Source organism: Streptomyces sp. NPDC046349, from assembly GCF_055587885.1.
Map to the genome: position 1 here is coordinate 342,959 of NZ_JBVJFK010000009.1, position 25,081 is coordinate 368,039.

The window sequence follows — 25,081 nt, forward strand, 5'->3', positions numbered from 1 at the left end:
GCCGGCGCGCCTCGTATCCTCACGTCGCGACCGTCGGACGCCGAGGCGGCCCACCCGCGGGCGACGCGGGGCGCTTCACATGTCGAAGACGATGCCGGCCTCGACCCGGCCCTGAAGGACCTCGTCCGTGCACTCGTTGAGCGACGACAGGGGCCGGGTCTCGTGGACCACCCGGGTACGGCCGGCGGCGTGCAGCCGGAACACCTCGGCCAGGTCACCGTCGCTTCCCACAGTGGTGCGGGGCGCAGGGAAGGGGCAGAACCGGTCAGCACCTGTACGGCGGGCCGTTCGGCCCGCGAACTGCCGGGCCGCTCGGCGGGCCGGCGACGAGGGCCCAACGGCCCTGGGACGCCACCGTTCGACCCCTGCCGCGGCCATGCGGGAGGCCGCACGCTGGCGCCACCTGCATCGGCACCCCTCGGGAGGGCGGCGGACATGACCGTACGCACGGCAATCAACGGCTTCGGGCGCATCGGGCGCAACTACCTGCGCTGCGCCATGGAACGCGCGGAGGCGGCAAGCGGTACCCCGGTGGAGGTGGTGGCCGTCAACGACCTCGCCCCTCCGGCGACGCTGGCCCACCTGCTCACCTACGACTCCACCCACGGCCGGCTGGGCCGCACCGTCGAGCACGACGACGAGTCCATCACGGTGGACGGGCACCGCATCGCCGTCACCTCCGAGCGCGACCCGGCCGACCTGCGCTGGGACGCACTGGGCGTGGACGTGGTCATCGAGGCCACCGGCCGTTTCCGCACGAGGGAGGAAGCCGGCCGGCACATGAGGGCGGGTGCGCGCAAGGTCCTGCTGTCGGTCCCGGGCAAGGGCGTGGACGCCACCGTCGTCATGGGTGTCAACGAGGACACCTACGACCCGCGGCTCCACCACGTGATCTCCAACGCGTCCTGCACCACCAACTGCGTGGCGCCGATGGTGAAGGTCCTCAACGAGCGTTTCGGGATCGTCAAGGGCCTGATGACCACCATCCACGGCTACACCAATGACCAGGTCGTGCTCGACGGCCCGCACAAGGACCTGCGCCGGGGCCGTACGGCCGCGGTGAACATCATCCCGACCAGCACCGGTGCCGCCCGAGCCGTCGGCCTGGTTCTGCCCGAACTGGCGGGCACCCTGGACGGCATCGCCGTGCGCGTGCCGGTCGAGGACGGCTCGCTGACCGACCTCAGCCTGGTCCTCGAACGGCCGGTGACGGCGCAGGACGTCAACGACGCGTTCCGCGAGGCCGCCGACGGGCCCCTCAAGGGCGTCCTGCGGGTCAGTGACGCCCCGATCGTCTCGCGCGACATCGTCGGCGACCCCGCCTCGTGCATCGTGGACGCCCCGTTGACCCAGGCGCACGGGAACCTGGTCAAGGTCTTCGGCTGGTACGACAACGAGTGGGGCTACACCAACCGCCTCCTCGACCTGACCCAGTACGTCGCGGCCCTTCTGGACCCCCGATGAGCACGGGGCGCCCGGCCGACCGATGAGAGGAAGGGGCCACGGTGCGCGTCAGGAGGGTGCGGCTGCGGCCGGGGCGCCGCAGTGCGCAGGGGCCGGCCGGGAACGGTCCCGGGTCGCCCCCGCGCGGGACGGCAGGTACGCGTGAACCACGAGTGGCGGAGACCATCGGGCCCCTCACCGGGACCTTCGGGACCTTCGCCGCGGTCGTCTCCGGCTCCAGGCTGGAACCTGACACAACGAGCGGCCACCGCCGGTGACCGGCCGATCCACCCGCATCCAGGGAGCCATCCATGACACAGGTGACCAGTGACCGCCGCGAAACCTCCGACGGGGACGTCCCCTCCGACACGCGGATCGCCGTGGACCGACTCGTCGACAACGCTTCCAAGGCCCTCGCAGACTTCGAGTCCCTCACCCAGGAGCAGGTCGACCACATCGTCGCCAAGGCGTCCGTCGCCGCTCTGGACCAGCACACCGCCCTGGCACGGCTGGCGGTGGAGGAGACCGGTCGCGGGGTCTTCGAGGACAAGGCCGCGAAGAACATGTTCGCCTGCGAGCACGTCACCCACAGCATGGCCCGTACCAGGACGGTCGGCGTCATCGCGCGCGACGACATCGAGGGCCTCGTCGAGATCGCCGAACCGGTCGGCGTGCTCTGCGCGATCACCCCGGTCACCAACCCGACGTCCACCACCGTCTTCAAGGCTCTTCTGGCGCTCAAGACCCGCAACCCCGTCGTGTTCGCCTTCCACCCCTGCGCACAGGCCTGCAGCGCCGATGCCGCCCGGATCGTGCGGGACGCCGCCGTCGCCGCCGGAGCACCCGAGCACTGCGTGCAGTGGATCGAGACGCCCTCCCTCGAGGCCACCGGCCTCCTCATGCACCACCCGGGCGTGGCCCTGATTCTCGCGACCGGCGGGAACAGCATGGTCAAGGCCGCCTACTCGGCCGGCAAGCCCGCCGTCGGCGTCGGCGCCGGCAACGTCCCCGCCTATGTGCACCACAGTGCGGATCTGCGCCGGGCGGTCAACGACCTGGTGCTGTCCAAGTCCTTCGACAACGGCATGATCTGCGCCTCCGAACAGGCCGTCATCCTCGACACCGAGATCTATGACGAGGCCCTCGCCGAGTTCCGGCGCCTGCACGCCCACGTCGCGACCGCCGAGGAGAAGCGCAAGCTGGAGACCTACCTCTTCCCGCCGGACCCGTCCGGCCGGCAGGGCCGGGTGAACCCGGCGGCCGTGGGCCAGAGCCCCGACCGGATCGCCGAGCGGGCCGGTTTCGCCGTCCCTGCCGAGACGTCCGTCATCCTGGCCGAGGCAAGCCGTGTGGGACCCGACGAGCCGCTGACTCGGGAGAAGCTCTGCCCGGTCCTCACCGTCCTGCGGGCCGGCTCGACCGACGAGGGCTTCGACCTCGCTGCCGACATGGTCGACTTCCACGGCCAGGGCCACACCGCGGTGATCCACACAGGTGACCCGGCCCTCGCCGAACGCTACGGCCGCCGCATGAAGACCGTGCGGGTCATCGTCAACTCCCCCTCCTCCCAGGGTGCGATCGGGGGCATCTACAACCGTCTGCTGCCCTCCCTCACCCTGGGCTGCGGCTCCTGGGGCAGCACCTCGGTCTCCGACAACGTCTCCGCCGCCCAACTGCTCAACATCAAGCGGGTCACCACCCGGCAGAACAACCTGCAGTGGTTCAAGGTCCCGCCGAAGATCTACTTCGAGCCGCAGGCCATCCGCTACCTCGCCTCGATGCCCGACGTGCACCGCGTCACCGTGGTCACCGACGCCACCATGACCCGGCTCGGCTACGTCGACCGCGTCAGCCGCGTCCTGCAGCAGCGCGAGCACCCCGTCACCCTCCAGGTCATCGACGACGTCGAACCCGAGCCGAGCATCGCCTCCGTACAGCGCGGCGCCGCCCTCATGCGCGACTTCCGCCCGGACACCATCATCGCCCTGGGCGGCGGATCTCCCATGGACGCGGCGAAGGTGATGTGGCTGCTGTACGAGCAGCCGGACGTCGACTTCGCCGACATGCGCCAGAAGTTCTCCGACATCCGCAAGCGCGCCTTCCGCTTCCCGGTGCTCGGTGAGCGGGCGCGCCTGGTCTGCGTGCCCACCACCTCGGGCACCGGCGCCGAGGTCACCCCCTTCGCGGTGATCTCCGACCCGGCCACCGGCAAGAAGTACCCGCTCGCCGACTACGCCCTCACCCCGAGCGTCGCCATCGTCGACCCGGCGCTGACCGCCGACCTGCCCTCCGCGCTCGCCGCCGACAGCGGCTTCGACGCCCTCACCCACGCCACCGAGGCGTATGTGTCGGTCTATGCCAACGACTTCACCGACGGCCCGGCTCTGCACGCCATCAAGCTGGTCTTCGCGAACCTCGAGGCCGCGGTCGGCGGTCAGGGCGCCCAGCGGACCCTGGCCCGCGAGAAGATGCACAACGCCGGCACCATCGCCGGCATGGCCTTCGGAAACGCCTTCCTCGGCATCGTCCACGCCATGTCCCACACCCTGGGCGCCACCTTCGACATCGCCCACGGCCGGACCAACGCGATCCTCCTTCCGCACGTGATCCGCTACAACGGTTGCGTCCCCACCAAGCTGACGGGCTGGCCCAAGTACGAGAGCTACCGGGCGCCCGAACGCTTCCTGGACATCGCCCGAGCCCTCGGCCTGCCCGCCTCCACCCCCGCCGAAGGCGTCGCCGCCTACGCCGCCGCCGTGGAACGCCTGCGCGACGCCGTCGGTATCGAGCCGTCCTTCCGCGCCCTGGGCATCGACGAGACGGCTTTCATCACGGCTCTTCCCGGGCAGGCGCTGAACGCCTACGAGGACCAGTGCGCCCCGGCCAACCCGCGCATGCCGATGCTCGACGACATGGAGGACATCATGCGCGCGGCGTACTACGCCGGTCCCCGGCCACAGCCGTTGATCTGATCCTCCGACCACCCGCACGGCCGTTAGGCTGTTCCCGGTACGGGCGGGTGATCGACGGAGGAGGCCCAGTGGGCGTGCAGGAGCCGCTGTCGCGGATGCCTCAGATGCGGCTCGACGAGCTGCTGGAGGAGCTGCAGGCGCGTATCAACGCCGCGCGCGGCACCCGGGACCGGGTGCACAGCCTGCTGGAGGCGGTTGTGTCGGTCGGTCGCGAGCTGGACCTCTCTCAAGTGCTGCGGCGCATCGTGGAGGCCGCCGCCCTGCTCGTCGACGCCCAGTACGGGGCCCTCGGAGTGATCGGCCCCGACGGCAAGACCCTGTCGCAGTTCCTCACCGTAGGACTGACGGAGAAGGAGATCGCCGGGATCGGGCACCTGCCGGCCGGGCACGGCATCCTCGGCGAGCTCATCCGCCGCCCCGAACCGCTCCGCCTGACCGATCTCGGCGCCCATGAGGCGTCCTACGGCTTCCCCTCGGACCACCCGCCCATGCGCACCTTCCTCGGCGTGCCCATCCGCGTGCGCGACGAGGTCTTCGGCAACCTCTACCTCACCGACAAGCACGGGGGGCAGGACTTCGACGCCGAGGACGAATCGGTGATCTCCACCCTGTCCGTCGCCGCAGGTGTGGCCATCGACAACGCCCGGCTCTACGAAGCCTCGCAGCGCCAGCACCGCTGGCTGCAGGCCAACGCGGAGATCACCAACAGCCTGCTCTCGGGCAGCCCGCGACTGGCGGTCCTGGAACTCATCGCCCGTCGCGCCCAGGAGATCACGGGGGCAGCCCTCGCCGACGTGTCCGTGCCCGTGGCCGGGACGGACGACCTCGTCGTCGAGCTGGCCATCGGCGCCGACGTCGAGACGCGCCGAGGCCTGGTGGTACCGGTCGAAGGCACCCTTTCCGGCGCCGCCTACAAAGCCGGCGCGCGCGTGACCACCGTCGGCCTCGCCGAGGACGACCGGTACAGCGCCGGGACCCGCCGCTTCGACGGCCTGGGCCCGGCGGTCGCCGTACCCCTGGGCAGCGCGGCCAAGGACACCCGGGGCGTGCTGCTGCTGGCCCGCCACCGGGGAGAGCCGGTCTTCACCGAAGCCGAGCTGGAGCCGCTGCTGGCGTTCGCGGGACAGGCCGCGCTCGCCCTGGAGCTCGCCGAACGCCGCAGCGACGCCGAGCACCTCGCACTCCTGGAGGACCGCGACCGCATCGCCCGCGACCTGCACGACCTGGCCATCCAGCGATTGTTCGCGACCGGCATGACCCTGCAGAGCGCGGCACGACTCGTCCAGCACGAGGGCGCCGCCGAGCGGGTCTCGCGCGCCGTGGCGGACCTCGACGAAACCATCAAGATCATCCGCTCCACGATCTTCGGCCTGCGTGCCCGCGAGGAGGACACCGGGCCGAGCCTGCGCGCACAGGTGGCCCGCACCGTGGGCGAGACGGCGACCACCCTCGGTTTCCCGCCCCGCTTGAGCATGGAGGGCCTGCTCGACACGGACGTCCCCCCGCAGGTTGCCGATCACGTCACGGCTGCCCTGACCGAGCTGCTCAGCAACGCCGCCCGCCACGCACACGCCACGCGGGTCGAGGTCGCCCTGCAGGCCACCTCCGACGAAGTCGTCCTCACCGTGACGGACAACGGCCGTGGAATCCCCGCCGACGGCAGGCGCAGCGGCCTGAGCAATCTCGAGGAGCGGGCCCGCAGCGTGGGCGGCACCCTGAGGATCGGGCGTCCGGCCGAGGGCGGCAGTCGGCTGGTGTGGCGCGCGCCCCTCCCCTCCGGCTCCGCGGAGTGACCGCCGGCCTTGCGGGCGGCGCACATCCGGATCCGGTCCGGTGTGCAGGGCGGGACGATGCCGTGGCCGCGGCCCGGCCCGGCGTGCCGGGGGCGGCCGTGGGGGCAGGAGCCCGCGGTCGCGCCGGCAGTGGCACGGCCGTCGTCCGTCACCGGCGGCAGGGCAGCCCTACACGCTGAGCTGCAAGCCCGTCACCAGGTCCGGCCGGATACTCAGTGCGGAGTTGAGGGCAGGGTGCTGCACCCACGGGCGCAGACGGGCTGCGAAGCGCGCGAGTTCCCGCTCGTCGGTGACCAGGTGGGCGTATCCGGTGACCACCACGCTCCAGCCGATGTGGGTCTCGGGGTCGATGGCGTCCGCCTGGTAGGCCACCACGACACCCGTGGCCTGGGTGGGCGCGACGATGGTGGCGAGCGTGGCGCCGTCGTGCAGCTGGACGATGATGTCCTCGCCGTCCATGAGGTGGTTGACCGGGCGGATGGCCGGCAGGGCCTGGTGCGTGAAGACGATGCGCCCGAGGGAGACGCTGCCGAGCAGCCGCAGGGCCTCGGCGCGGTCGAGCTGACCCATCCGCCGGGGCGCCACCGCCTCACCGTGGTCCTCCACCGTGGTGTGCGTGGCTTCGTCCTTCATCGTGCCCACCTTCTGCTCCAGCTTCGTCCTGGGCGACTTCGCTGCCTCCGTCCAGCGTCTCCCGTTGCACGCAGCCCGAGTAGGGCCGAACGGACCTTTCGGCCTGCCGGATCCGCCACCGCCGCAGGCCGGATCTCCGGTTGGTGCGACGCCGGAGCGGTCCCGGGAGGGGACGTCCGCCCGGCGGAGCAGCAGTGCGCGCCCGGTCCGCCGTGCGAGGTGGTCCACTGCGCCTCCCTGCGCGTGCGGTCCCCATGTGCGCTCCGAGGCCGGGATATGAGGGCCATCCGGCCCTGGGCGAAGGTCCCGCTCCCGCGGCACGATGCACGGGGAGCCCTTTCGGGGCGGAGAATTCGGCGAACACGGAGCGTGCGATGACAGACAGCAGCGGCGGCCTCACCGAGAAGGAACCGGTCCGGGTCTTCCTTCTCGACGACCACGAGGTGGTGCGCCGCGGTGTGCACGATCTGCTGGACGCCGAGCCCGACCTGACCGTGGTCGGCGAGGCCGGCACGGCCGAGCAGGCCCTGGTGCGGGTGCCGGCGCTGCGCCCCCAGGTCGCCGTCCTCGACGTGCGTCTGCCCGACGGGGACGGCGTGAGCGTCTGCCGGGAGCTGCGCTCCCGCATGCCCGACCTGGCCTGCCTGATGCTGACGTCGTTCGACGACGAAGAGGCGCTGCTCGACGCGATCATGGCCGGTGCCTCCGGATACGTCCTCAAGCAGATCACCGGCACCGACCTGGTCACCGCCGTCCGCACCGTCGCCTCCGGCCAGTCCATGCTCGACCCCGGCGCGACGGCCCGTGTCATGGCTCGCCTGCGCGGGGGCTCCCCCCGGGATGAGCAGCCGCAAGGGCTTCCCGGCCTGACGGACCGGGAGCGGGAGATCCTCGCTCTGGTCGGGGAAGGGCTGACCAACCGGGAGATCGGCAAGCGGCTCTTCCTCGCGGAGAAGACGGTCAAGAACAACATCTCCCGTCTGCTGGCCAAGCTCGGCGTGGAACGCCGCGTGCAGGCCGCCGTCATCGCCACCCAGGCCCTGGCCACCCACGACGGCCAGGTTGCTTCGGCCGGGCGGGAGGGCCGCCCGCGGAGCTGACGCCGGGCCCCGCGCACGACGTCACAGCCCCGCTCGGTGCCCCGCAGGAGCCGAGCACGAACTGCTGCGGTGTGCGTCCCCTGGGTACGAACGGCAGAACCGGCCCGGCAGCGAACTGCCGGGCCGTTCACGTATCGGCCGTCCAGCGGGCTCGGCGCGCACCGTCCGCGCCGAGGCGCGCGTCGGCGGTGGGTGGTCTCACGACCGTATCCCCGCGCCCCGGTCCTCGGGCCCCGGTCAGTCGTGCGGTACGACAGCCACGGGGCAGGGCGCGTGGTGCAGAGCGGCGTGGGCGACCGATCCGATGCGGGTACCGACGGGCGAGCGGCGCGTGCGTCGGCCGACCACGAGCAGCTGCGCGTTCGAGACGGCCGACAGGAGAACCTGGCCCGCGCTGCCGATCTCGACGTGCTCGGTGACGGGGACGTCGGGGAACCGCTCCCGCCACGGGGCGAGCGCTTCGGCGAGCGCCTTCCTCTCGAAGGGCTCCAGTCCGCCCGCCTCGTCCAGCAGGCGCATCGAGCCGGGGCTGTAGGCGTGGATCGGCGGCAGGGTCCAGGCCCGTACCGCCCGCAGGGCCGTGCCCCGTGCGGCTGCCTCCTCGAAGGCGAAGCCGAGCACCGCGTCGCTGTCCGCCGGTGTGCCCTGCTGCCCCACGACGACCTCGCCGCCCTCCGCCTGCGTCTGCCCCTCTCGGGCGCGCACGGAGACGACGGGCCGTTTCGCGGCGGCGATCACCTGCTGACCGTAGGAGCCGAGGAGGAAGCCGACGAACGCCCCGTGCCCCCGTGAGCCCAGCACCAGCATTTCGGACGCTTCGGCCTCCCTCAGCAGAGCGGCGACAGCGGTGTCGTGGACGACTTCGGCGGTGACCGTGAGATCCGGATGACGGCCGGCGACGTGTGTCTCGGCTTCGCGGAGTACGGTGCGGGCGGACTTGGCCTGCGTCTCCCTGTCCTGGACGACGGGGACGTCCAGCGGCTGCCAGAGCCAGGCGTGCACGATGCGCAGCGGCATCCCGCGCAGTCCTGCTTCGCGTGCCGCCCAGTCGGCCGCTGCCAGGCCCTCCGCGGAACCGTCCACTCCTACGGTGATGGCGCTGGTCATGGGGGTGCCTCCGTACGGTTCGACGGGGACGGCCGCTTCGGCCGCCCCTTTCCTGACCTCAGCATCCGTGAGGGCGCGGCGTTCCACCGAGGGCCCATCGGCCCTGTCTCCCGGCCATTCGGTCACCACGTCACCGCCGTCCGGCCGGTGGTACGCGGCCGTGAGGTCCACCGGCCCGCGACCGGGACCTCCGGCCCCCTGCGCAAACCGCCCGGGGGCGACCACTGTGTGAGGGCAGGCCCGGCGCAGGGTGCCCCGGAGTGCCGGACGGCCGACTCCCCGGGCACCCACGTGAAGGCCGATCCACGTATGCCGCATCCGGCCCTCCGGGCCGCCAGACTTACGGAGTCCCCATGTCCCGCATCGTCACCGTCGGCCTCGACGGATCCAAGGAAAGCCTCACCGCCACGCAGTGGGCCGCCCAGGAAGCAGTGCGCCGTGCGGTGCCGCTGCGCCTGCTGCGGGTATGGAGCGGCGACGAGGACCGCACGCGGGTCGACCCGGCGACGGCACGCGGATGGGGCGAGCGCACGCTCGCCACCGCCGAAAGGCGCCTGCGGCGCCGCCACCCCGGCCTGGACGTCGAGACGCAGTGGGTGGCCGGCGACCCGGTGGAGGAGTTGTGCGCCGCCGCCGAGGAAGCGGCACTGCTGGTGCTCGGCTCCCGCGGTCTGGGCGGCCTGGCCGGTTTCCTCGCAGGGTCGGTCTCCTTGGCCGTGCTCGCCCGCACGCGGCGACCTGTCGTCCTCGTCCGCCCGCACGACCCCCTGCAGCCCGAGCCCGACCGCGCGGGAGATGTGGTGGTCGGTCTGGACGTGTCCGCCCCCGCCGACGAGGTGCTCGCCTTCGGCTTCGCCGCGGCCGCCCAGTACGGCTGCGGCCTGCGGGTGGTGCACAGCTGGGCCGTTCCCGCCGTCTACGGACCCGCCATGGGCGGCGCACTGCCGCTGCTCATGACGGAGGTCGCCGACGACGCGCGACGGGCGCTCGACGAGGCGCTGGCCCCCTGGACCGAGAAGTTCCCGGACGTAGTGGTGGTGCGCGACTGCCGGCAGGGCCGGCCGGCGCAGGACCTGATGGAGCTGTCTCACGACGCCCGGCTCGTCGTCGTCGGCCGCAGGATCCGGCGCGCGCGGGTCGGCACCCACATCGGAGCCGTCACCCACACGGTCCTGCACCACTGCCTGGCCCCGGTCGCGGTCGTCCCGCACGACTGAACGGACCCCACGACCGCGCAGCGCACACCGACTCTGCCTGCCGGTCCGGCATCTGCCCGGGCGACGACGAAAGGCGTCGGGTCGCCGCGGGGAGGGCGGAAGGTCCCCCCTGCCGCCGGACCACCGGCCTCCCTCTCCCGGCGCGACAGGGCCGGTCGGCGGCTTCGCGCAGCCCGGCCGGCTCTGGGCCGGCGGCCGGCGGGCCGTGACCATCGAAGAACAGGCCGGCCCCTCGCCCACGCTGCCGGCCGCCGTCCCTTGGAGATGACGACATGACCGTGACCGTCCACCCTTCCGCCGATACCGGTGCCGCCGACTCCGCATGGCGCGGTTTCGCCGGTGAGCAGTGGCAGCAGCGCGTCGACGTGCGGGCCTTCATCCAGGCGAACTACACGCCGTACGACGGTGACGCCGCGTTCCTGGCCGGTCCCACCGACCGGACCCTGGCCGTGTGGCACGCCGTCGCCGCCCTCTTCCCCGAGGAGCGCAGCAAGGGCGTGCTCGACGTCGACACCGCGACGCCCTCCACCATCACCTCCCACGCGCCGGGTTACATCGACCGCGACCGTGACCTGATCGTCGGATTGCAGACGGATGCGCCGCTGAAGCGGGCGATCATGCCCAATGGCGGGCTGCGCACGGTGGAGAACGGGCTGCGCGCGTACGGATTCGAACCGGACCCGTTCGTCACGACCGTCTTCGGTACGTATCGCAAGACCCACAACGACGGCGTGTTCGACGCCTACACCCCCGAGATGCTGCGCGCCCGCAAGGCGGGCATCATCACGGGCCTGCCCGACGCCTACGGACGCGGCCGGATCATCGGCGACTACCGCCGCGTCGCCCTGTACGGCACCACCCGCCTGATCGAGGCCAAGCGCGCCGAGCGGGCCGGCCTGGACGGGATCCCGTCCACGGCCGACGTCGTCCGCGACCGCGAGGAACTCGCCGAGCAGATCCGAGCGCTGGGCGAGCTCGAACGCATGGCCGCTTCCTACGGCTGCGACGTGTCCCGGCCCGCCGCCACCGCGCACGAGGCCGTCCAGTGGCTGTACCTCGGTTTCCTCGCCGCCGTGAAGGAGCAGAACGGCGCGGCGATGTCCCTGGGCCGCACCTCCACCTTCCTGGACGTCTACCTCCAGCGGGACCTCGACGACGGGCGCATCGACGAGAGCCGCGCCCAGGAGCTCGTCGACGACTTCGTGATCAAGCTGCGGATCGTGCGGTTCCTGCGCACGCCGGAGTACGACGCACTGTTCTCCGGGGACCCGACCTGGGTCACCGAGTCCATCGGCGGCATCGGGGAGGACGGCCGGCCGCTGGTCACCCGCACCTCCTTCCGCTTCCTGCAGACCCTCTACAACCTCGGCCCCGCCCCCGAGCCCAACCTGACCGTCCTGTGGTCGCCCCGGCTGCCCGCCGGGTTCAAGCGGTTCTGCGCCCGGGTTTCCATCGACACCAGCTCCATCCAGTACGAGTCCGACGACCTCCTTCGCCCCCGCACCGGCGACGACACCGCCATCGCCTGCTGCGTCTCCGCCATGGCCGTGGGCCGGCAGATGCAGTTCTTCGGCGCCCGCGTCAACCTCGCCAAGGCCCTGCTGTACGCGATCAATGGGGGCCGCGACGAGATCACCGGCGAACAGGTCGCACCCGCCGCGGCCCCGCTGACCGGCGATTATCTGGACCACGACGAGCTGGCGGCCGCCTACGACCGGATGCTGGACTGGCTCGCAGCGACGTACGTCAACGCCCTGAACGTCATCCACTACATGCACGACAAGTACGCCTACGAGCGCATCGAGATGGCCCTGCACGACCACCCGGTCCACCGCACCATGGCCTGCGGCATCGCCGGCCTGTCGGTGGCCGCCGACAGCCTCTCGGCCGTCAAGCACGCCCGCGTCAAGGTCGTCCGGGACACCGCCGGGCTCGCCGTCGACTACCGGGTCGAGGGCGACTACCCGGCCTACGGCAACGACGACGACCGCGCCGACACCATCGCGGTCGACCTGGTCCGCTCCTTCATGGCCAAGGTGCGCCGCCACCCCGCCCACCGGGGCGCCGAGCACACTCAGTCGGTGCTCACCATCACCTCCAACGTCGTGTACGGCAAGCACACCGGCAACACCCCCGACGGCCGGCGGGCCGGTGCCCCCTTCGCCCCCGGCGCCAATCCGATGAACGGCCGCGACCGGCACGGCCTGGCCGCCTCCGCCCTGTCGGTCGCCAAGATTCCCTACGACCAGGCCCATGACGGCATCTCGCTGACCTCGACCATCACTCCCGAGGGCCTGGGCCACGACCCCTGCGAACGCGCCGGGCACCTGGTCGGCCTGCTCGACGCCTACACTGCCGAGGGCGGCTTCCACATGAACGTCAACGTCCTCGACCGCGCCACCCTGGAAGACGCCATGGAGCACCCGGAGAAGTATCCGGAGCTGACCATCCGCGTCTCCGGATACGCCGTCAACTTCGTCCGCCTCACCCGCGAACAGCAGCTCGACGTCATCACCCGCACGTTCCACGGTGCCCGATGACCTCCGGCCGCATCCACTCCTGGGACCTGTCCACCGGCGTGGACGGCCCCGGCACCAGGTTCGTCCTCTTCCTCAACGGCTGCACGCTGCGCTGCCTGTACTGCGCCAACCCCGATACCTGGCACCTGCGCGACGGGCAACGGGTCACCGTGGACGAGGTGATGACCCTCATCGAGCGGTACCGCCGGTTCACCGACCTGGCCGGCGGCGGAGTGACCGTCACCGGGGGCGAGCCCCTGCTGCAGCCCGGTTTCACCGCCGAAGTGCTGCACCGGTGCCGGGAACTCGGCCTGCACACCGCCCTGGACACCTCCGGCGCGCTCGGCGCCCGTGCCGATGACGCGCTGCTGGCCGACACCGACCTGGTCCTGCTCGACATCAAGTCCTTCGACGCCGCCGCATACCGCCGCCTGACCGGTGGCCGTCTCGCCCCGACACTCGACTTCGCCACCCGCCTGAACCGGCTGGCCGTCCCCGCCCGGATCCGCTACGTCCTTGTCCCCGGCTGGACCGACGACCCCGCAGCCATCGACGACCTGGCCGGCTTCCTTACGACGTTGGACAACATCGACCGGGTCGACGTCCTCCCCTTCCACAAACTCGGTGCACCCAAGTACGACACGCTCGGCATACCCTTCCCCCTCCGGGACAACCCCGTACCGGACGGTGCTGCTCTCCGGCGCGTGCGCGACCAGTTCCGCGGCCACGGCCTCCGAGCGCTGTGAGGGCTGGAACCGGGGAGGGCCGAGGCCGGCGGGCGGTGGCTTTGCGCCTGTAGGGAAGCGGACCATGGTCGAGTCCCCGAGGCGGTCTCGAGGCGGCCTGCGGCGGGCGGGGCGCTGCGTCCTCCCCGCCCGCCGGGGCTCGGGTGCAGGACCGGGACGCGTGGCGCGGGCCCGGGCGGGCAGACTGCTTGCAGGTCGAGCACCCGGGGTGCCCTTGCCGGAGGTGATCGCCATGGCTGCCGGTACGCCTGCCGCCCATCCCGAACCGGAGCACGAAGGCACCCGCCCTCGTGGGTCCGGAACGGGTACCGACCCGCTGCGACCGCTGCTGCGCGATCCTGCCGTCGCTCGGGCCGTGGGCATGCTGATGGCGACGATTCCCGGTCCGGCCCGGTTGGCCGAGGACACCCTGACGGCGGCTGCCGAACGCGCCGGGGTGAGCGTGGCGGCCTTGGCCCACGCCATGACCGCCGGGGTGACCATGGTGGACATGGCAGACGCCGTGACCGCCGGACCGCACGGCGGCCGGGGCACAGCGGTGCCCCGTGTCGAGCGGGCCCTGCGCCATGCCGTGCGGGCCGCCCGGGAGGCGGCCACCCCGCCTCCATCCCGGTGGCCGCGTCTGCTGCCCGGCAGGCGGGACGCCGAGCAGGCCCTCGCCCGCTTCTTCGACGCCCGCGTCCGGCTGAGCGCCGTACCGGATGACGACGACGCATGCCGCGCGGTGGAGGACGCGCTCTTCACCCTTTGCGTACTGATGGCACAACCGTCCGCCTATGCCGCGGTTCGCGACGCGGTCCAGTACGTCGATTTCTGACGGCGCGCACCTCCCCGGCCGGGGAAACGCGAGGGCCGGCCGCCCGTCCTCGAGAATGTCTAACAGCAGGACAGATGGACGTGGATGGTCTTGCCGCGCTGCTCACCGAGGGGACGCACGTGGACCTCGGCGCCGAGCCGGTTGACGAGGTGCCATCCCCATCCCCCCTCACCCCGCTGCCCGGGTCGTCGGGGCCGGGGTGCCTCGCTGCTGGTGTCGCTGACCTCGACGTCCAGTCCGCCGTCGGGTGTCCGGCGGAGTTCCAGCACGCAGCCTCCGGACGTGTGGCGCACGGCGTTGGTGACCAGCTCGCTGATCACGAGCAGGGCCGCGTCGAGTGCGACGGGCGTGAACGCGGGGACGCTGGTCGCGGACGCTGCCACGAAGTCGCGCGCCGCGTGTCTGGCATCTGCCGGAGCGCCCGGTCCGTTCAGCTCCAGGTGGAGGATGGGGAGGAGGGGCATGGATCGGCTCCGCGGGCCTCGGGTCGAAGGGCGCGCCGTACAGCGCCCTCCGGTGTGCGTCTGCCCCCTCCTGTCCGGTTCAGTCACATATCTGCGGACGGGGAGGCCGGGCGGAGGCTGCCGTCTCACCCGTGTCCGACGCGTCGGCCAGCACTTCGTCCATCGCCCTGCGGCGGTACGGACGACGCCACGGCGTGACGGTGCTCGTGTACAACCGGCAGCCTCAGCCCCTGCAGCTGCTGCGCGCCCTGACCCGCCTGGACGAGCGCTGCGACGACGACCTGCAGGCCCTCCGCGAGCTCCTGAGCGAGCACACCGAGGCCCAGATCGCCCTCGGCGTCACCGCCGCCATGCCGCGTACACACCGGCCGACGCCCCCGGACCCCCGCCGTCCGGACACTGACCCGGACACCCCCGCGGCGGGCGACCGCTGAGCCCACCGCAATGGAGGTACCTCGCGCGGGGCTGCGTCCCGCCGGGCCGACGCCCGCCCGTCGGGGGCACCCGGCGGAAGCCGGCGGCTCCACGCCGGCGCCGTGCCCCGCACCCCGGAGCGTGGTTTATCCCCCAGGGCCGCGTCGACCGGCTCCCCCCGGCGCACCGCCCGCCCCGGCACCACCCCAGGACGCGAGCCGCCCTGGCGGTCGCCCCGGCGGCCGGGAAGGACCACGATGGGACATAAGGGCCGAACCATGAGGATCGAGGCGCGTCGTGGAGCGTGAAATGGCGCAAGCGGGCCTGCTATGACGGCGGCGACCGGACCGGCGGCGCCGGAGGGCCTGGGGCCCGTTCTGGCGTGGGTGCTCGAGCGCTCCCACGATGCGTCCGCACTCCAGCTGGCGGGTGTCATCGGTGACGCGGCCCGTCGGCTCGGAATCCCGCGGACCCGCCTCTACCTGGCCGATCTGCAACAGCAGCGGCTGCTGCCGCTGCCCCAGCCCGACCTCACGACCGAGGAACGCCGAGGTCTCGGTGTCGACGGCTCCCTCGGCGGTCTGGCCTACCGCACCCAGGAAGTGCAGTCGACGCGCGACGGGGACACGACGTGGTTCCCCATGGTCGACGGCATCGAGCGGATCGGCGTCATGCAGGCCGTCACCCCGGGAACCGTCGCCGACGCCGGCCTGCTGGAGGCCGGCGGAGCACTGGCGAGCCTGGCCACCCTCCTGGTGGTATCGAAATCCACCCACCACGACCCGCTCGTCCAGGGCCAACGCACCCGGCCGATGACCCTGCAGGCAGAACTGCTCTGGGCGTTCCTGCCCCCGCGCACCATCGGCACCGACCTGGCCACGTCCTCCGCGGTGCTGGAACCGGCGTACGACATCGGAGGCGACGCCTTCGACCACAGCTTCATCGGCGAGGTCCTGCACCTGACACTGGTCGACGCGATGGGTCACGACCTCGCCGCCGGGGGCGCCAGCGGAGCCGCCCTGGCAGCGTGCCGCTCCACCCGCCGCTCGGGCGGCGACCTCACCGACATCGTCTCCGCCATCGACCGCACGCTCGCCCAGTGGATCCCGGACCGCCTCATGACCGCCGCCATCGCCGAACTCGACACCGCTCAAGGGGACTTCACCTGGATCAACTGCGGCCATCCGCCGCCGCTCCTCATCCGCGACGGCCACGTGCTGCAGAACGCCCTCGAACGCCCTGCCCACCTCCCCCTCGGGTACGGCTTCCACACCGCCGATCCCCCGGCACAGGAACACGTCCGGCTCCAACCCGGCGACCGGGTCCTGCTGTACAGCGACGGCATCACCGAAGCTCGCTCCCCCGATGGCGACCTCTTCGGCGAACAGCGCCTCGCCGACACCGTCATCCGCTCCACCGCGTCCGGCGAGAAGGCTCCCGAAGCACTGCGCCGCCTCGTCCAGAGCCTCCTCACCCATCACCAGCACCACCTGCGCGACGACGCGACGATCCTGCTCGTCGAATGGCACCCCTACGGCCGGGCACACTGACCTCCCCGCGCACAGGCCCGTCCCGCCGCCCCAGGCACAGGTCACGGCCCGCGCCCGCCGGGTTCGCGGGCGCGTGATGCCGCGCAGCGGTGAAGTGGACCGGCGACCGGGGCCGGTCGCGGGAAGCCGCGTCCGCGATCAGCACGGGGACGTCGCGCCCGGGCCCCTCGTAGCCGACGCCGGCGTCGGGCATGCCCTCGTCCCGGTCGCGGGTGCCTCGCCCTCCCCTCGCCCGGGCGGCCGGAGCTCTTCACGAGCCGCCCGGGCGTGATCATCAGCTGGAGAGGGCTTCGAGGAGCTGGCCGACCTGCGGGTCGGGGAGAGAGCGTGCGACGTCTGCCTGGGCGACGACGCCGACGAGCGTGTGACCGTCGATCACAGGCAGGCGCCGCACCTTGTGCTCGGTCATGGTCCGCAGGATCTCGGCGGCGTCGTCGTCGGCGCCGATGGTGACCGCCTCGCCCTGGGCGAACTCACCGGCCGTGCAGGTGGCGGGGTCCTTTCCTGCGCCGAGGACCTTCACGACGATGTCGCGGTCGGTGAGCATGCCCTTCAGGAGTTGATCGCTGCCGCAGATCGGCAGCGCGCCCACCCCGAGGTCGGTCATCTTCTTCGCCGCGTCCAGGATGCTTTCGCCGGCACCGACGCAGGTGGCGTCCGGCGTCATGATCTCGCGTGCGGTGGTCACGATGGATCTCCCGAGTCTCGTCGGCCACGCGGCCGGTCCCGGTGGCCTGGTATCCGTGCGCCTTCCCTCTTCCGGATCCGCCAAGCAGCCCACACCCGGCCCATTCGGCACGGCGCGTTGGGCTGATGGGTGAAAGGACGCCCCGGCGGCACCGCCCGTCCCCGCGAGCCTCCTGGCGGAAGGGCCCACCCGCCGCTCTCCGCGGGTCTTCGACACAGGGCTGCTGCGGATGACGGCCGGCAGGCCGGGTAGCCGCTTCGGTAGGGTCCGTCGCCCGACGCTGTGAGGAGGCTGCGATGACAGCCAGGAGATCATTGGCTCGCTACCACCGGCGACGTGACTTCTCCAGGACGGCCGAGCCCGAGGGAAGGGTCGCGGAACCGTCCGGCGAGCAGCCCTCGTACGTGGTGCAGATCCACGACGCCCGCAGCATGCACTTCGACTTCCGGCTGGAGGCCGACGGCGTCCTGAAATCCTTCGCCGTGCCCAAGGGACCGTCCAACGACCCCCACGACAAGCGCTTCGCGACACCGACCGAGGACCATCCGCTGGAGTACCGCGACTTCGAGGGCACGATTGCGGAAGGCGAGTACGGCGGGGGCACGGTGATCGTCTGGGACCGGGGGACGTACCGCAATGCCACCTGCGACCGGGACGGCCGCGAGATCCCGCTCGCCGAGGCGTTGGAGCGGGGGCATGCCTCGTTCCGGCTCGAGGGGCGCAAGCTGCACGGCGGCTACGCGCTCACCCGGATCCGTGACGGCAGAGACGGCGGGAAGGAGGCCTGGCTGCTGGTCAAGCAGGCCGGCGGGCGGACTGCCGCCACCGGCACACCCGACCCCCGGCGGGCGAGGTCGGTCCGGACCGGCCGGACGCTCAACCAGGTCGCTGCGGACGCTCGCCCGAGGCAGGACGAACACCCGTGACCCCGTCCCTGGACCGCCTTCCGCAGGAGCGCCGTCGCCCGTTGCGCCCGGGCTCCGCCGTGCCGGCCGATCCCATGCCGGCCGACCTCGGCGCACGCCGCGACGTCGGCGAAGGCCGGGTACACGCACGAAGGGCGGACGGCGTCCGGGTGCTCGCCTCCCGCCGCCCCGGAGGACCCCGGCTGGGTTCCCGTAGCGGAAGGCCACTGACCGCCATCCACCCGGAGGCCGTCGGAGCGGTTGGGGCTCAGGACCGTCCCGGCTTCACGGTGGACGGCGAACCGGTCGCCCTGCGGTGCGGCCCTACGGACTTCGCGCTCCTTCGGCAGCGCACGGGGCTCACCGCCCCGCCACCAGGGACCGCGCAACGACAGACCGGCGGCCGAGGTGATCCGCGAGCACCGGCCGGGAGGGCCAGATGACCCCGAAGAACCGGCCCACGCCGCCGGAGCGCATGCGAGCCGGCCGCCACACCGTGGAAATCAGCCGCCCGGACAAGGTCCTCTTCCCCGGCGAGGGCATCACCAAGGCCGACCTCGCCGGCTACTACCGCACGGTCGCCCCGCGCATGCTGCCCCACCTGCGCGGACGGCCCCTGATGCTGGAACGGCATCCAGACGGGATCGACGGCCCGGCCTTCATGCAGAAGGACGCCCCGGACCACTTCCCGGATTGGATCCACCGCGCCGACCTGCCCAAGAAGGACGGCACCGTCACCTATGTGATCTGCGACGACACCGCCACCCTGCTCCACCTCGCCGACCAGGCGTGCACCACCCCGCACCGCTTCCTGTCCAAGGCCGACCGGCCCGACCATCCCGACCGGCTGGTCTTCGACCTCGATCCGGCGGGCGAAGACTTCACTGCCGTGCGCGCCGCCGCGCTCGGGCTCCGCCGGCTCCTGCACGAGCTGGAACTGCCGTCCTTGCCCATGACCACAGGCTCCCGCGGCCTCCATGTCGTGGTTCCCCTCGACCGCCGCACGCCCTTCGGCGACGTACGCGACTTCGCACGCGGTGTCGCCGACGTCCTGGCCGCCCGCCACCCCGACCGGTTCACCACCGAGCCCAGGAAGAAGGACCGCCACGGACGCCTCTACCTCGACATCGGGCGCAACGCCTACGCCCAGACCGCCGTCGCCCCCTACGCCGTCCGCGCCCGCCCCGGCGCCCCCGTCGCCGCCCCACTGGCCTGGCGCGATCTCGACGACCCGGACCTCACCGCCCGCCGCTGGACCCTCCCCGCCGTCGAGGATCTGCTCAAGGAGGACCCGTGGCGGGACCCTCCCCGTCCCCGCTCCCTCCGCAGGGCCCACGACCTGCTCACCGCACTGACCCGTGACGAAACGAACCCGATGCCATGACACAGCGACCACGCACGACCGTACGAAGGCTGATCGACGTGTACGGGCGGACCCATACCGAGGAAGCCGGCATCACGCTGCGGAACACGCCCGCGCCCCTCTACCAACTGCTCACCCTCTGCGTGCTCTTCTCCGTGCGCATCAAGGCGGAGATCGCGGTGGCAGCCGCCCGCGAGCTGTTCGGAGCCGGGATGCGGACGCCCCGGGCGATGGCGGACTCCTCCTGGCAGGCCCGGGTGGACGCACTCGGCCGTGCCCACTACCGCCGCTACGACGAGAGCACGGCCACCGCCCTGGGCGCCGGAGCGGAACTCGTCCTCGACCGCTACGGCGGCGACCTGCGCCGCCTCCGCGACGCCGCCGACGGGGACCCCGACCGGATCCGCGAACTGCTGCGGGAGATCCCGCGGATCGGGCCGGTGGGAGCGAACATCTTCTGCCGCGAGGCCCAAACCATATGGCCGGAGCTGCGCCCGTCGTTCGACGACCGCGCACAGGAGGCCGCCGCCAAGCTCGGCCTCCCGACAGCGCCGGACCGCCTCGCACGCCTGGTGGACACCGAGACCCTGCCACGGTTGGCAGCCGCCCTGGTGAGGGTCGAACTGTCCAAGAACGCCGCCGACGACCTCCTCGGAACGGGTTGAGCCGCACGCAGCACCACCGCGGATAAGTGCGAGCACGTCCTCCTCGGCCGAGAACCTCCGGCGGGACCACTTGTGCTGTGCGCCCTGCTCAACACCCCCTGCGAGCTGCGGGCTGGCGGCGCGTGCGCCACGGCCGGGGCTTCCACTACCCGGGCACCGACGGCCGGCCCCTTCCCGGATCGGACCGGGAGCGGGCCCGTGCCCTGGTGATTCCCCCCGCGTGGCAGGACGTCTGGATATGCCCATGGCCGAACGGCCACATCCAGGCCGTCGGGAAGGAACGCGCGCCGTGCGCGAGGTGGCCGTCCTGGAACTCCTGCAAGCAGACCCCGTATGACGAAACCACGAGCCGACGGGGTCGCGCCGCGTCCGTACGGGCACCGGACCCGCCACGGCCGGGGAAACGGCGGCACCTGGAAGGGGGCGGACGCGCCACCCGCTGGCCTAATACCGCGCGCCGGGTACCCGGCCCTTGCCCAGAGTTGGTCCCACACGATGCGTCGGCGCCCCCCTCCCTTCCAGTGGGGGGAACCGGCCGCCGGAACCGAGGGAAGGCAAGGCACAGCATGGACAGCGCGACACAGTTCGACCTGTCGGGCAAGCAGGCTCTGGTCACCGGCGGCGCCCGGGGCTTGGGCGCCGCCATCGCGCGGCGACTCGCAGCGGCCGGCGCCTCCGTCCTGGTCGCCGACGTACGCAAGGACCTCGCGCAGGAGCTCTGCGCGGACCTCGTCGTGATGGGCGGGCGCGCCCGCTTCGTCGAGATGGACGTGTGCGACCCCGACGCGGTCGCGGCGGTCCTCGGGGACGTCGAGTCGGAGGGGGGTCGCGTGGACATCCTCGTCAACAACGCGGCCGTCGACGTGTCCAAGTCCGCCGAGCACCTGACCGCGGAGGAGGTCAGGCACGTGGTGACCACCAATCTGCTGGGGCCCATGTACCTGTGCCTGCAGTCCTACCGGCGCATGGTGGCCGCGGGCGGGGGCCACATCGTCAACATCCTGTCCACCGCCGCGAACCGGACCTGGACGGAAGCGGGACCGTACGCGGCGAGCAAGTCCGGGCTACGGGCCTTCACGCACACCCTCTTCAAGGAGGCACAGCGGGACTGCACCGGGATCGGCGTCACCGGGATCATCGCCGGCGGAATGGAGACCGCCTTCATCCTGGACCGGTTCCCGGACGCCGACACCGCTCTGCTGCAGAGCCCGGAGATCGTGGCCGACACCGTCATGTACGCGCTGTCCGTACCCGCCGGGAGCGTGATCGGCGAACTGGTCGTGGTGCCCCGCCGGGAACCGTCCTGGCCCTGACGGGAGGCCCCTACCATGATCAGTCCCCTGGACTTCTCCCCCTCGGCGGCGGTGGTCACCGGTTCCGACTCCGGAATCGGCCGCGCCACAGCCGTGCGACTGGCCACGGCGGGACTGGACGTCGGCATCACCTGGCACCAGGACGAGGCGGGGGCCGAGCGCACGGCCGAGGAGGTGCGGGCCTGCGGCCGACGCGCCGTTCTCGCCCGCCTCGACCTCACGGACCTGCCCGCCGCCGCCGACGTCATCGACCGGCTCGCCGACGGGCTCGGGCGCATCGACGTCCTCGTGAACAACGCGGGCACCGGAACCGCCACTCCTTTCCTGGACCTGGACCTGACCACCGTTCGCCAGGTTCTGGACGTCGACCTCGTGGGCCCCCTGTTGTGCGGTCAACGGGCGGCCCGGCACATGATCCGACAGGGCACCGGCGGCCGGATCGTCAACGTCACCTCGGTCCACGAACACCAGCCGCGCGTCGGCGCCGGCCCCTACTGCGCCGCCAAGGGCGGACTGGGCCTCCTCACCCAGGTCATGGCACTCGAACTCGCCGAACACAACATCACCGTGAACGCGGTGGCACCGGGCGAGATCGCCACCCCCATGACCGGCCAGGAGGACGAGGACGTGCGTACGGAACCCAGGCCGGGCATTCCCGCGGGCCGGCCGGGCGACGCCCATGAGGTCGCCGCCGTCATCGCCTTCCTGGCCGGACCCTCGGCTTCGTACGTCACCGGCGCCTCCTGGACGGTGGACGGGGGCATACTGCGAATGGGACCCATGGCCGGCTCGCACATGGACCACGACCGGTGGCGCCGGCCATGAGGGGCAGCCACTCGTCGCCATGCCGGGCAACGCCGCTGGGACCTGTGCTCCGCCCGATATGCCGTCCGGTCCGCACCCGCCGTGCCGCCCGGCGGCTGAGGCCGCCGGCTCGCGGCGGCCCTGTCGGTCCGGGTTCGCGGCAGTCGGCTGTTACCTTCACGCGGTAGCGGCGGAGACGGCGAAAGGACCACCCGGTGGGCGGCGCGGGAAGCAGGTACCGGGGCGCCGGACGGCACGCTCACATCGGTTCGTTCGCCTCCGGTGGCGGCCGCGGGATCACGACGGCGACCGTGGACCCCGTCACCGGGGCGCTCACCGCACTGAACGCCGTGGACGACTTCCCGGACGCCCCGTGCCTGGCCCTGTCCGTCGACCGGCAGGTGCTCTACGCCGCCGGGGGTACCGATCACGGCCTCGCGGCGGCGTACCGGATCACCGCCGACGGTCTCGCTCCGCTCGGACGGCCCGTCCCCGTGGACGGCCTCGGCCCCACGCACCTGAGCGTGGTCGAAGACCGGCTGCTGATCGCCAATTACACCTCCGGCAGCGTGAGCGCTCTCCGAATCGCGGGCGACGGCAGGCCGCAGGGGCCCGCCGCCGTCCTCGCCCACCGCGGCCGCGGGCCCGATCCCGAACGACAGAGCGGCCCGCACGCCCACCACGTGGCCCCCGATCCGAGCGGCCGCTGGGTGCTCGGCGTGGACCTCGGCACGGATTCGGTGCGCGTGTGCGTGCCCGATCCGGCCGGCGGGCCCCTCCGTGTGCGTGCCGAGACACCGCTGCGGGCCGGGAGCGGTCCCCGTGAGATGGTCTTCCACCCCGGCGGGGAGGTGGCGTACGTGATCCACGAGCTGGAACCGCAGCTGACCGTGTGCCGATGGGACGCGGGCTCCGGGCGCCTGCACCCGACCGGTGAGGTGCCGCTGGGCTCGGCCGAGGCCACGTCGGACACCAGGGAGTATCCGTCGGTCGCCCTCGTCTCGGGGAACGGCCGCTTCGTCTGGGCGGCGGTCCGGGGCAGCAACCTGATCACCACCCTGTCGCTGTCGGACGGCCCCGAGAAGCCACGGATCACGGATGTCGTGGACTGCGGTGGTCAATGGACGCGACATCTGGCGGCCGACCCGTCGGGGCGTCATCTGTACGTGTGCAACGAATGGTCCGGAGACGTCACCTGGTTCGACACCGATCCCGAGAGCGGACGCCTGCACCCAGCCGGCAAGCTGGATGTGCCGGCCGCCGCCTGCCTCGTCCTCGCCTGACGCAGCCCGCCGGACCGGAGTTCGGGGCGGTCCACAGTACCGGCCGGTCCGTCGGCGTGCCTCGACGCGCCGTGACAGGGCTCGCGCCGGGGGGGTGCCGGTGGCCACGGCCGCGGCGGCCGCCCACCGCGCCCTCACCCGATTGCCCGCTCCCCCGTGCCGCTCCGTCCCGGCTCCGGCAGGCTGGGGCCGTCCCTGCGGGGCGCCTGCCGTGTGAGCGGGCCCAGCTGTCTCCCCTCCCGGCTCCCGAGTCCCGCGCTGCCCCTGTCGCACAAGGAGATCACCATGAGCTCGTCGCATGCGCCGCGCTGGGAGCACGCCCTCGTCACCGGCGGTGCGGGCTTCGTGGGCTCCCACCTCTGCTCCGCCCTGCTGGCCGCGGGAACCGCCGTCACCTGTGTCGACGACTTCAGCACGGGGCGGCGCGAGAACATATCGGAGCTGGTCGGCCATCCCGGATTCGCCCTGCTGGAGACGAACGTCTCGCGGCCCTTTACCGTAAGAGGGGACCCGGACCTCGTTCTGCACCTGGCCTCCCCCGCTTCCCCCGCCGACTACCTCCGGCTGCCGCTCCACACGTTGGAGGCCGGAAGCCTGGGCACGCGCAACGCCCTGGAACTCGCGCACCGCAGCGGGGCCCGCTTCGTCCTCGCCTCCACCTCCGAGGTCTACGGTGATCCGGAGGAGCACCCCCAGAACGAGCGGTACTGGGGGCACGTCAATCCCGTCGGCCCTCGTAGCGTCTACGACGAGGCCAAGCGCTTCGGGGAGGCGCTGAGCGCCGCTCACGCCTCTGCCCTGGGCACGGACGCGTGCATCGTGCGGCTGTTCAACACCTACGGTCCGCGGATGCGGGGCTACGACGGTCGCGCCGTACCCACGTTCATCCGCCAGGCGCTCGCGGGTGCCCCGCTGACCGTCACCGGCGACGGTCTGCAGACCCGTTCGCTGTGCTACGTCGACGACACCGTCGCCGGTATCCTCGCGGCGGCCGACCACGGGATGCGGGGGCCCGTGAACCTCGGCAACCCCGCCGAGCTCACCATGCTGGAGCTCGCACGCCGGATCATCGAACTGACCGGTTCGTCCTCGGACATCACCTTCATCGAGCGGCCCACCGACGACCCCACAGTGCGCTGCCCGGACATCACGCTGGCGCGGGACAAGCTGCAGTGGGAGCCGCAGGTGGCGGCCGAGGACGGGCTGGGCCGCACGATCGCCTGGTTCCGGGCGGAAGTCGACGACTGACCCCTTCGGCTCACTCGTGCTTCACCGGTGGCCGTGC

21 protein-coding genes and 2 pseudogenes are annotated in these 25,081 nt (G+C 72.3%); 18 read left to right on the forward strand and 5 right to left on the reverse strand.

All coding sequences use genetic code 11. From position 1 onward, the window contains the following. Positions 1–75 precede the first annotated feature (75 nt). Positions 76–231, reverse strand: a pseudogene (locus ACZ6JS_RS23050) (zinc-dependent alcohol dehydrogenase); the annotation flags it as partial. A gap of 204 nt (positions 232–435) precedes the next feature. On the opposite strand from ACZ6JS_RS23050, the gene gap reads away from it, so the two are divergent. The 3 genes from gap to ACZ6JS_RS23065 all read left to right on the forward strand — a co-directional run bounded on the left by gap (position 436) and on the right by ACZ6JS_RS23065 (position 6,208). Beyond that, a complete protein-coding gene (gene gap, locus ACZ6JS_RS23055) occupies positions 436–1,464 on the forward strand; it encodes a type I glyceraldehyde-3-phosphate dehydrogenase (protein WP_469300447.1) in 1,029 nt (342 codons plus the stop codon). 290 nt (positions 1,465–1,754) lie between these two features. After that, positions 1,755–4,415: a bifunctional acetaldehyde-CoA/alcohol dehydrogenase gene (adhE, locus tag ACZ6JS_RS23060; RefSeq protein ID WP_469300448.1), complete on the forward strand. Its 2,661-nt coding sequence runs from the start codon at positions 1,755–1,757 to the stop codon at positions 4,413–4,415. 68 nt (positions 4,416–4,483) lie between these two features. Continuing rightward, positions 4,484–6,208, forward strand: coding sequence for a sensor histidine kinase (locus tag ACZ6JS_RS23065; RefSeq protein WP_469300449.1), 1,725 nt, complete (start codon positions 4,484–4,486; stop codon positions 6,206–6,208). A gap of 168 nt (positions 6,209–6,376) precedes the next feature. On the opposite strand, the gene ACZ6JS_RS23070 is transcribed toward ACZ6JS_RS23065, so the two are convergent. Continuing rightward, the gene (locus ACZ6JS_RS23070; protein WP_469300451.1) at positions 6,377–6,841 is read right to left on the reverse strand and encodes a pyridoxamine 5'-phosphate oxidase family protein; all 465 of its coding nucleotides are present in this window, start codon (positions 6,839–6,841) and stop codon (positions 6,377–6,379) included. A gap of 374 nt (positions 6,842–7,215) precedes the next feature. Here ACZ6JS_RS23070 and ACZ6JS_RS23075 point away from each other — a divergent pair, with 374 nt between their 5' ends. Continuing rightward, positions 7,216–7,941, forward strand: a complete 726-nt coding sequence (locus ACZ6JS_RS23075; protein WP_469300453.1) for a response regulator — start codon at positions 7,216–7,218, stop codon at positions 7,939–7,941. A 237-nt stretch (positions 7,942–8,178) separates the two neighbouring features. Here the strand turns inward: ACZ6JS_RS23075 and ACZ6JS_RS23080 are convergent, their stop codons facing one another. Further along, positions 8,179–9,048 carry a universal stress protein gene (locus ACZ6JS_RS23080; RefSeq protein WP_469300455.1) on the reverse strand — a complete coding sequence of 290 codons (870 nt, stop codon included), beginning with the start codon at positions 9,046–9,048 and terminating at the stop codon, positions 8,179–8,181. Positions 9,049–9,401: 353 nt separating this feature from the next. Here ACZ6JS_RS23080 and ACZ6JS_RS23085 point away from each other — a divergent pair, with 353 nt between their 5' ends. From ACZ6JS_RS23085 to ACZ6JS_RS23100, 4 genes are all read left to right on the forward strand, one after another. Further along, complete coding sequence (locus ACZ6JS_RS23085) at positions 9,402–10,265, forward strand: universal stress protein (protein ID WP_469300456.1); 864 nt, start codon at positions 9,402–9,404, stop codon at positions 10,263–10,265. A gap of 272 nt (positions 10,266–10,537) precedes the next feature. After that, positions 10,538–12,805, forward strand: coding sequence for a formate C-acetyltransferase (pflB, locus tag ACZ6JS_RS23090; protein WP_469300458.1), 2,268 nt, complete (start codon positions 10,538–10,540; stop codon positions 12,803–12,805). Next, on the forward strand, positions 12,802–13,530 hold the full coding sequence (pflA, locus tag ACZ6JS_RS23095; RefSeq protein ID WP_469300459.1) for a pyruvate formate-lyase-activating protein: 729 nt from the start codon (positions 12,802–12,804) through the stop codon (positions 13,528–13,530). Before pflB ends, pflA begins: the two co-directional genes overlap by 4 nt. Positions 13,531–13,762: 232 nt before the next feature. Continuing rightward, entirely contained in the window at positions 13,763–14,347 is a 585-nt protein-coding gene (locus ACZ6JS_RS23100) for a DUF5133 domain-containing protein (RefSeq protein ID WP_469300461.1), read from the forward strand. A gap of 59 nt (positions 14,348–14,406) precedes the next feature. On the opposite strand, the gene ACZ6JS_RS23105 is transcribed toward ACZ6JS_RS23100, so the two are convergent. Next, positions 14,407–14,811, reverse strand: coding sequence for an ATP-binding protein (locus tag ACZ6JS_RS23105; protein WP_469300463.1), 405 nt, complete (start codon positions 14,809–14,811; stop codon positions 14,407–14,409). A 131-nt stretch (positions 14,812–14,942) separates the two neighbouring features. Here ACZ6JS_RS23105 and ACZ6JS_RS23110 point away from each other — a divergent pair, with 131 nt between their 5' ends. Both ACZ6JS_RS23110 and ACZ6JS_RS23115 read left to right on the forward strand, forming a co-directional pair. After that, positions 14,943–15,245 carry a hypothetical protein gene (locus ACZ6JS_RS23110; RefSeq protein WP_469300464.1) on the forward strand — a complete coding sequence of 101 codons (303 nt, stop codon included), beginning with the start codon at positions 14,943–14,945 and terminating at the stop codon, positions 15,243–15,245. A gap of 309 nt (positions 15,246–15,554) precedes the next feature. Continuing rightward, on the forward strand, positions 15,555–16,775 hold the full coding sequence (locus tag ACZ6JS_RS23115) for a PP2C family protein-serine/threonine phosphatase (RefSeq protein WP_469300466.1): 1,221 nt from the start codon (positions 15,555–15,557) through the stop codon (positions 16,773–16,775). 274 nt (positions 16,776–17,049) lie between these two features. Here ACZ6JS_RS23115 and ACZ6JS_RS23120 read toward each other — a convergent pair whose 3' ends face one another. Next, positions 17,050–17,463, reverse strand: coding sequence for a CBS domain-containing protein (locus ACZ6JS_RS23120; protein WP_469300467.1), 414 nt, complete (start codon positions 17,461–17,463; stop codon positions 17,050–17,052). Positions 17,464–17,759: 296 nt separating this feature from the next. On the opposite strand from ACZ6JS_RS23120, the gene ACZ6JS_RS23125 reads away from it, so the two are divergent. From ACZ6JS_RS23125 to ACZ6JS_RS23160, 8 genes and pseudogenes are all read left to right on the forward strand, one after another. Further along, a complete protein-coding gene (locus ACZ6JS_RS23125; RefSeq protein ID WP_469300470.1) occupies positions 17,760–18,389 on the forward strand; it encodes a DNA polymerase ligase N-terminal domain-containing protein in 630 nt (209 codons plus the stop codon). Positions 18,390–18,807: 418 nt separating this feature from the next. Then, positions 18,808–19,752, forward strand: a complete 945-nt coding sequence (ligD, locus tag ACZ6JS_RS23130; protein ID WP_469300472.1) for a non-homologous end-joining DNA ligase — start codon at positions 18,808–18,810, stop codon at positions 19,750–19,752. Next, positions 19,749–20,396, forward strand: a complete 648-nt coding sequence (locus ACZ6JS_RS23135; protein WP_469300473.1) for an endonuclease — start codon at positions 19,749–19,751, stop codon at positions 20,394–20,396. Before ligD ends, ACZ6JS_RS23135 begins: the two co-directional genes overlap by 4 nt. 122 nt (positions 20,397–20,518) lie before the next feature. Next, positions 20,519–20,659 (forward strand): annotated as a pseudogene (locus tag ACZ6JS_RS23140) (DNA topoisomerase IB); the annotation flags it as partial. 303 nt (positions 20,660–20,962) lie between these two features. After that, complete coding sequence (locus ACZ6JS_RS23145) at positions 20,963–21,709, forward strand: SDR family oxidoreductase (RefSeq protein WP_469300548.1); 747 nt, start codon at positions 20,963–20,965, stop codon at positions 21,707–21,709. Between the two features lie 15 nt (positions 21,710–21,724). After that, positions 21,725–22,534, forward strand: a complete 810-nt coding sequence (locus ACZ6JS_RS23150; protein ID WP_469300475.1) for an SDR family oxidoreductase — start codon at positions 21,725–21,727, stop codon at positions 22,532–22,534. 290 nt (positions 22,535–22,824) lie between these two features. Then, positions 22,825–23,796: a lactonase family protein gene (locus ACZ6JS_RS23155; protein ID WP_469300477.1), complete on the forward strand. Its 972-nt coding sequence runs from the start codon at positions 22,825–22,827 to the stop codon at positions 23,794–23,796. Positions 23,797–24,081: 285 nt separating this feature from the next. Further along, on the forward strand, positions 24,082–25,044 hold the full coding sequence (locus ACZ6JS_RS23160; RefSeq protein WP_469300478.1) for an NAD-dependent epimerase/dehydratase family protein: 963 nt from the start codon (positions 24,082–24,084) through the stop codon (positions 25,042–25,044). Positions 25,045–25,081: the final 37 nt, after the last annotated feature.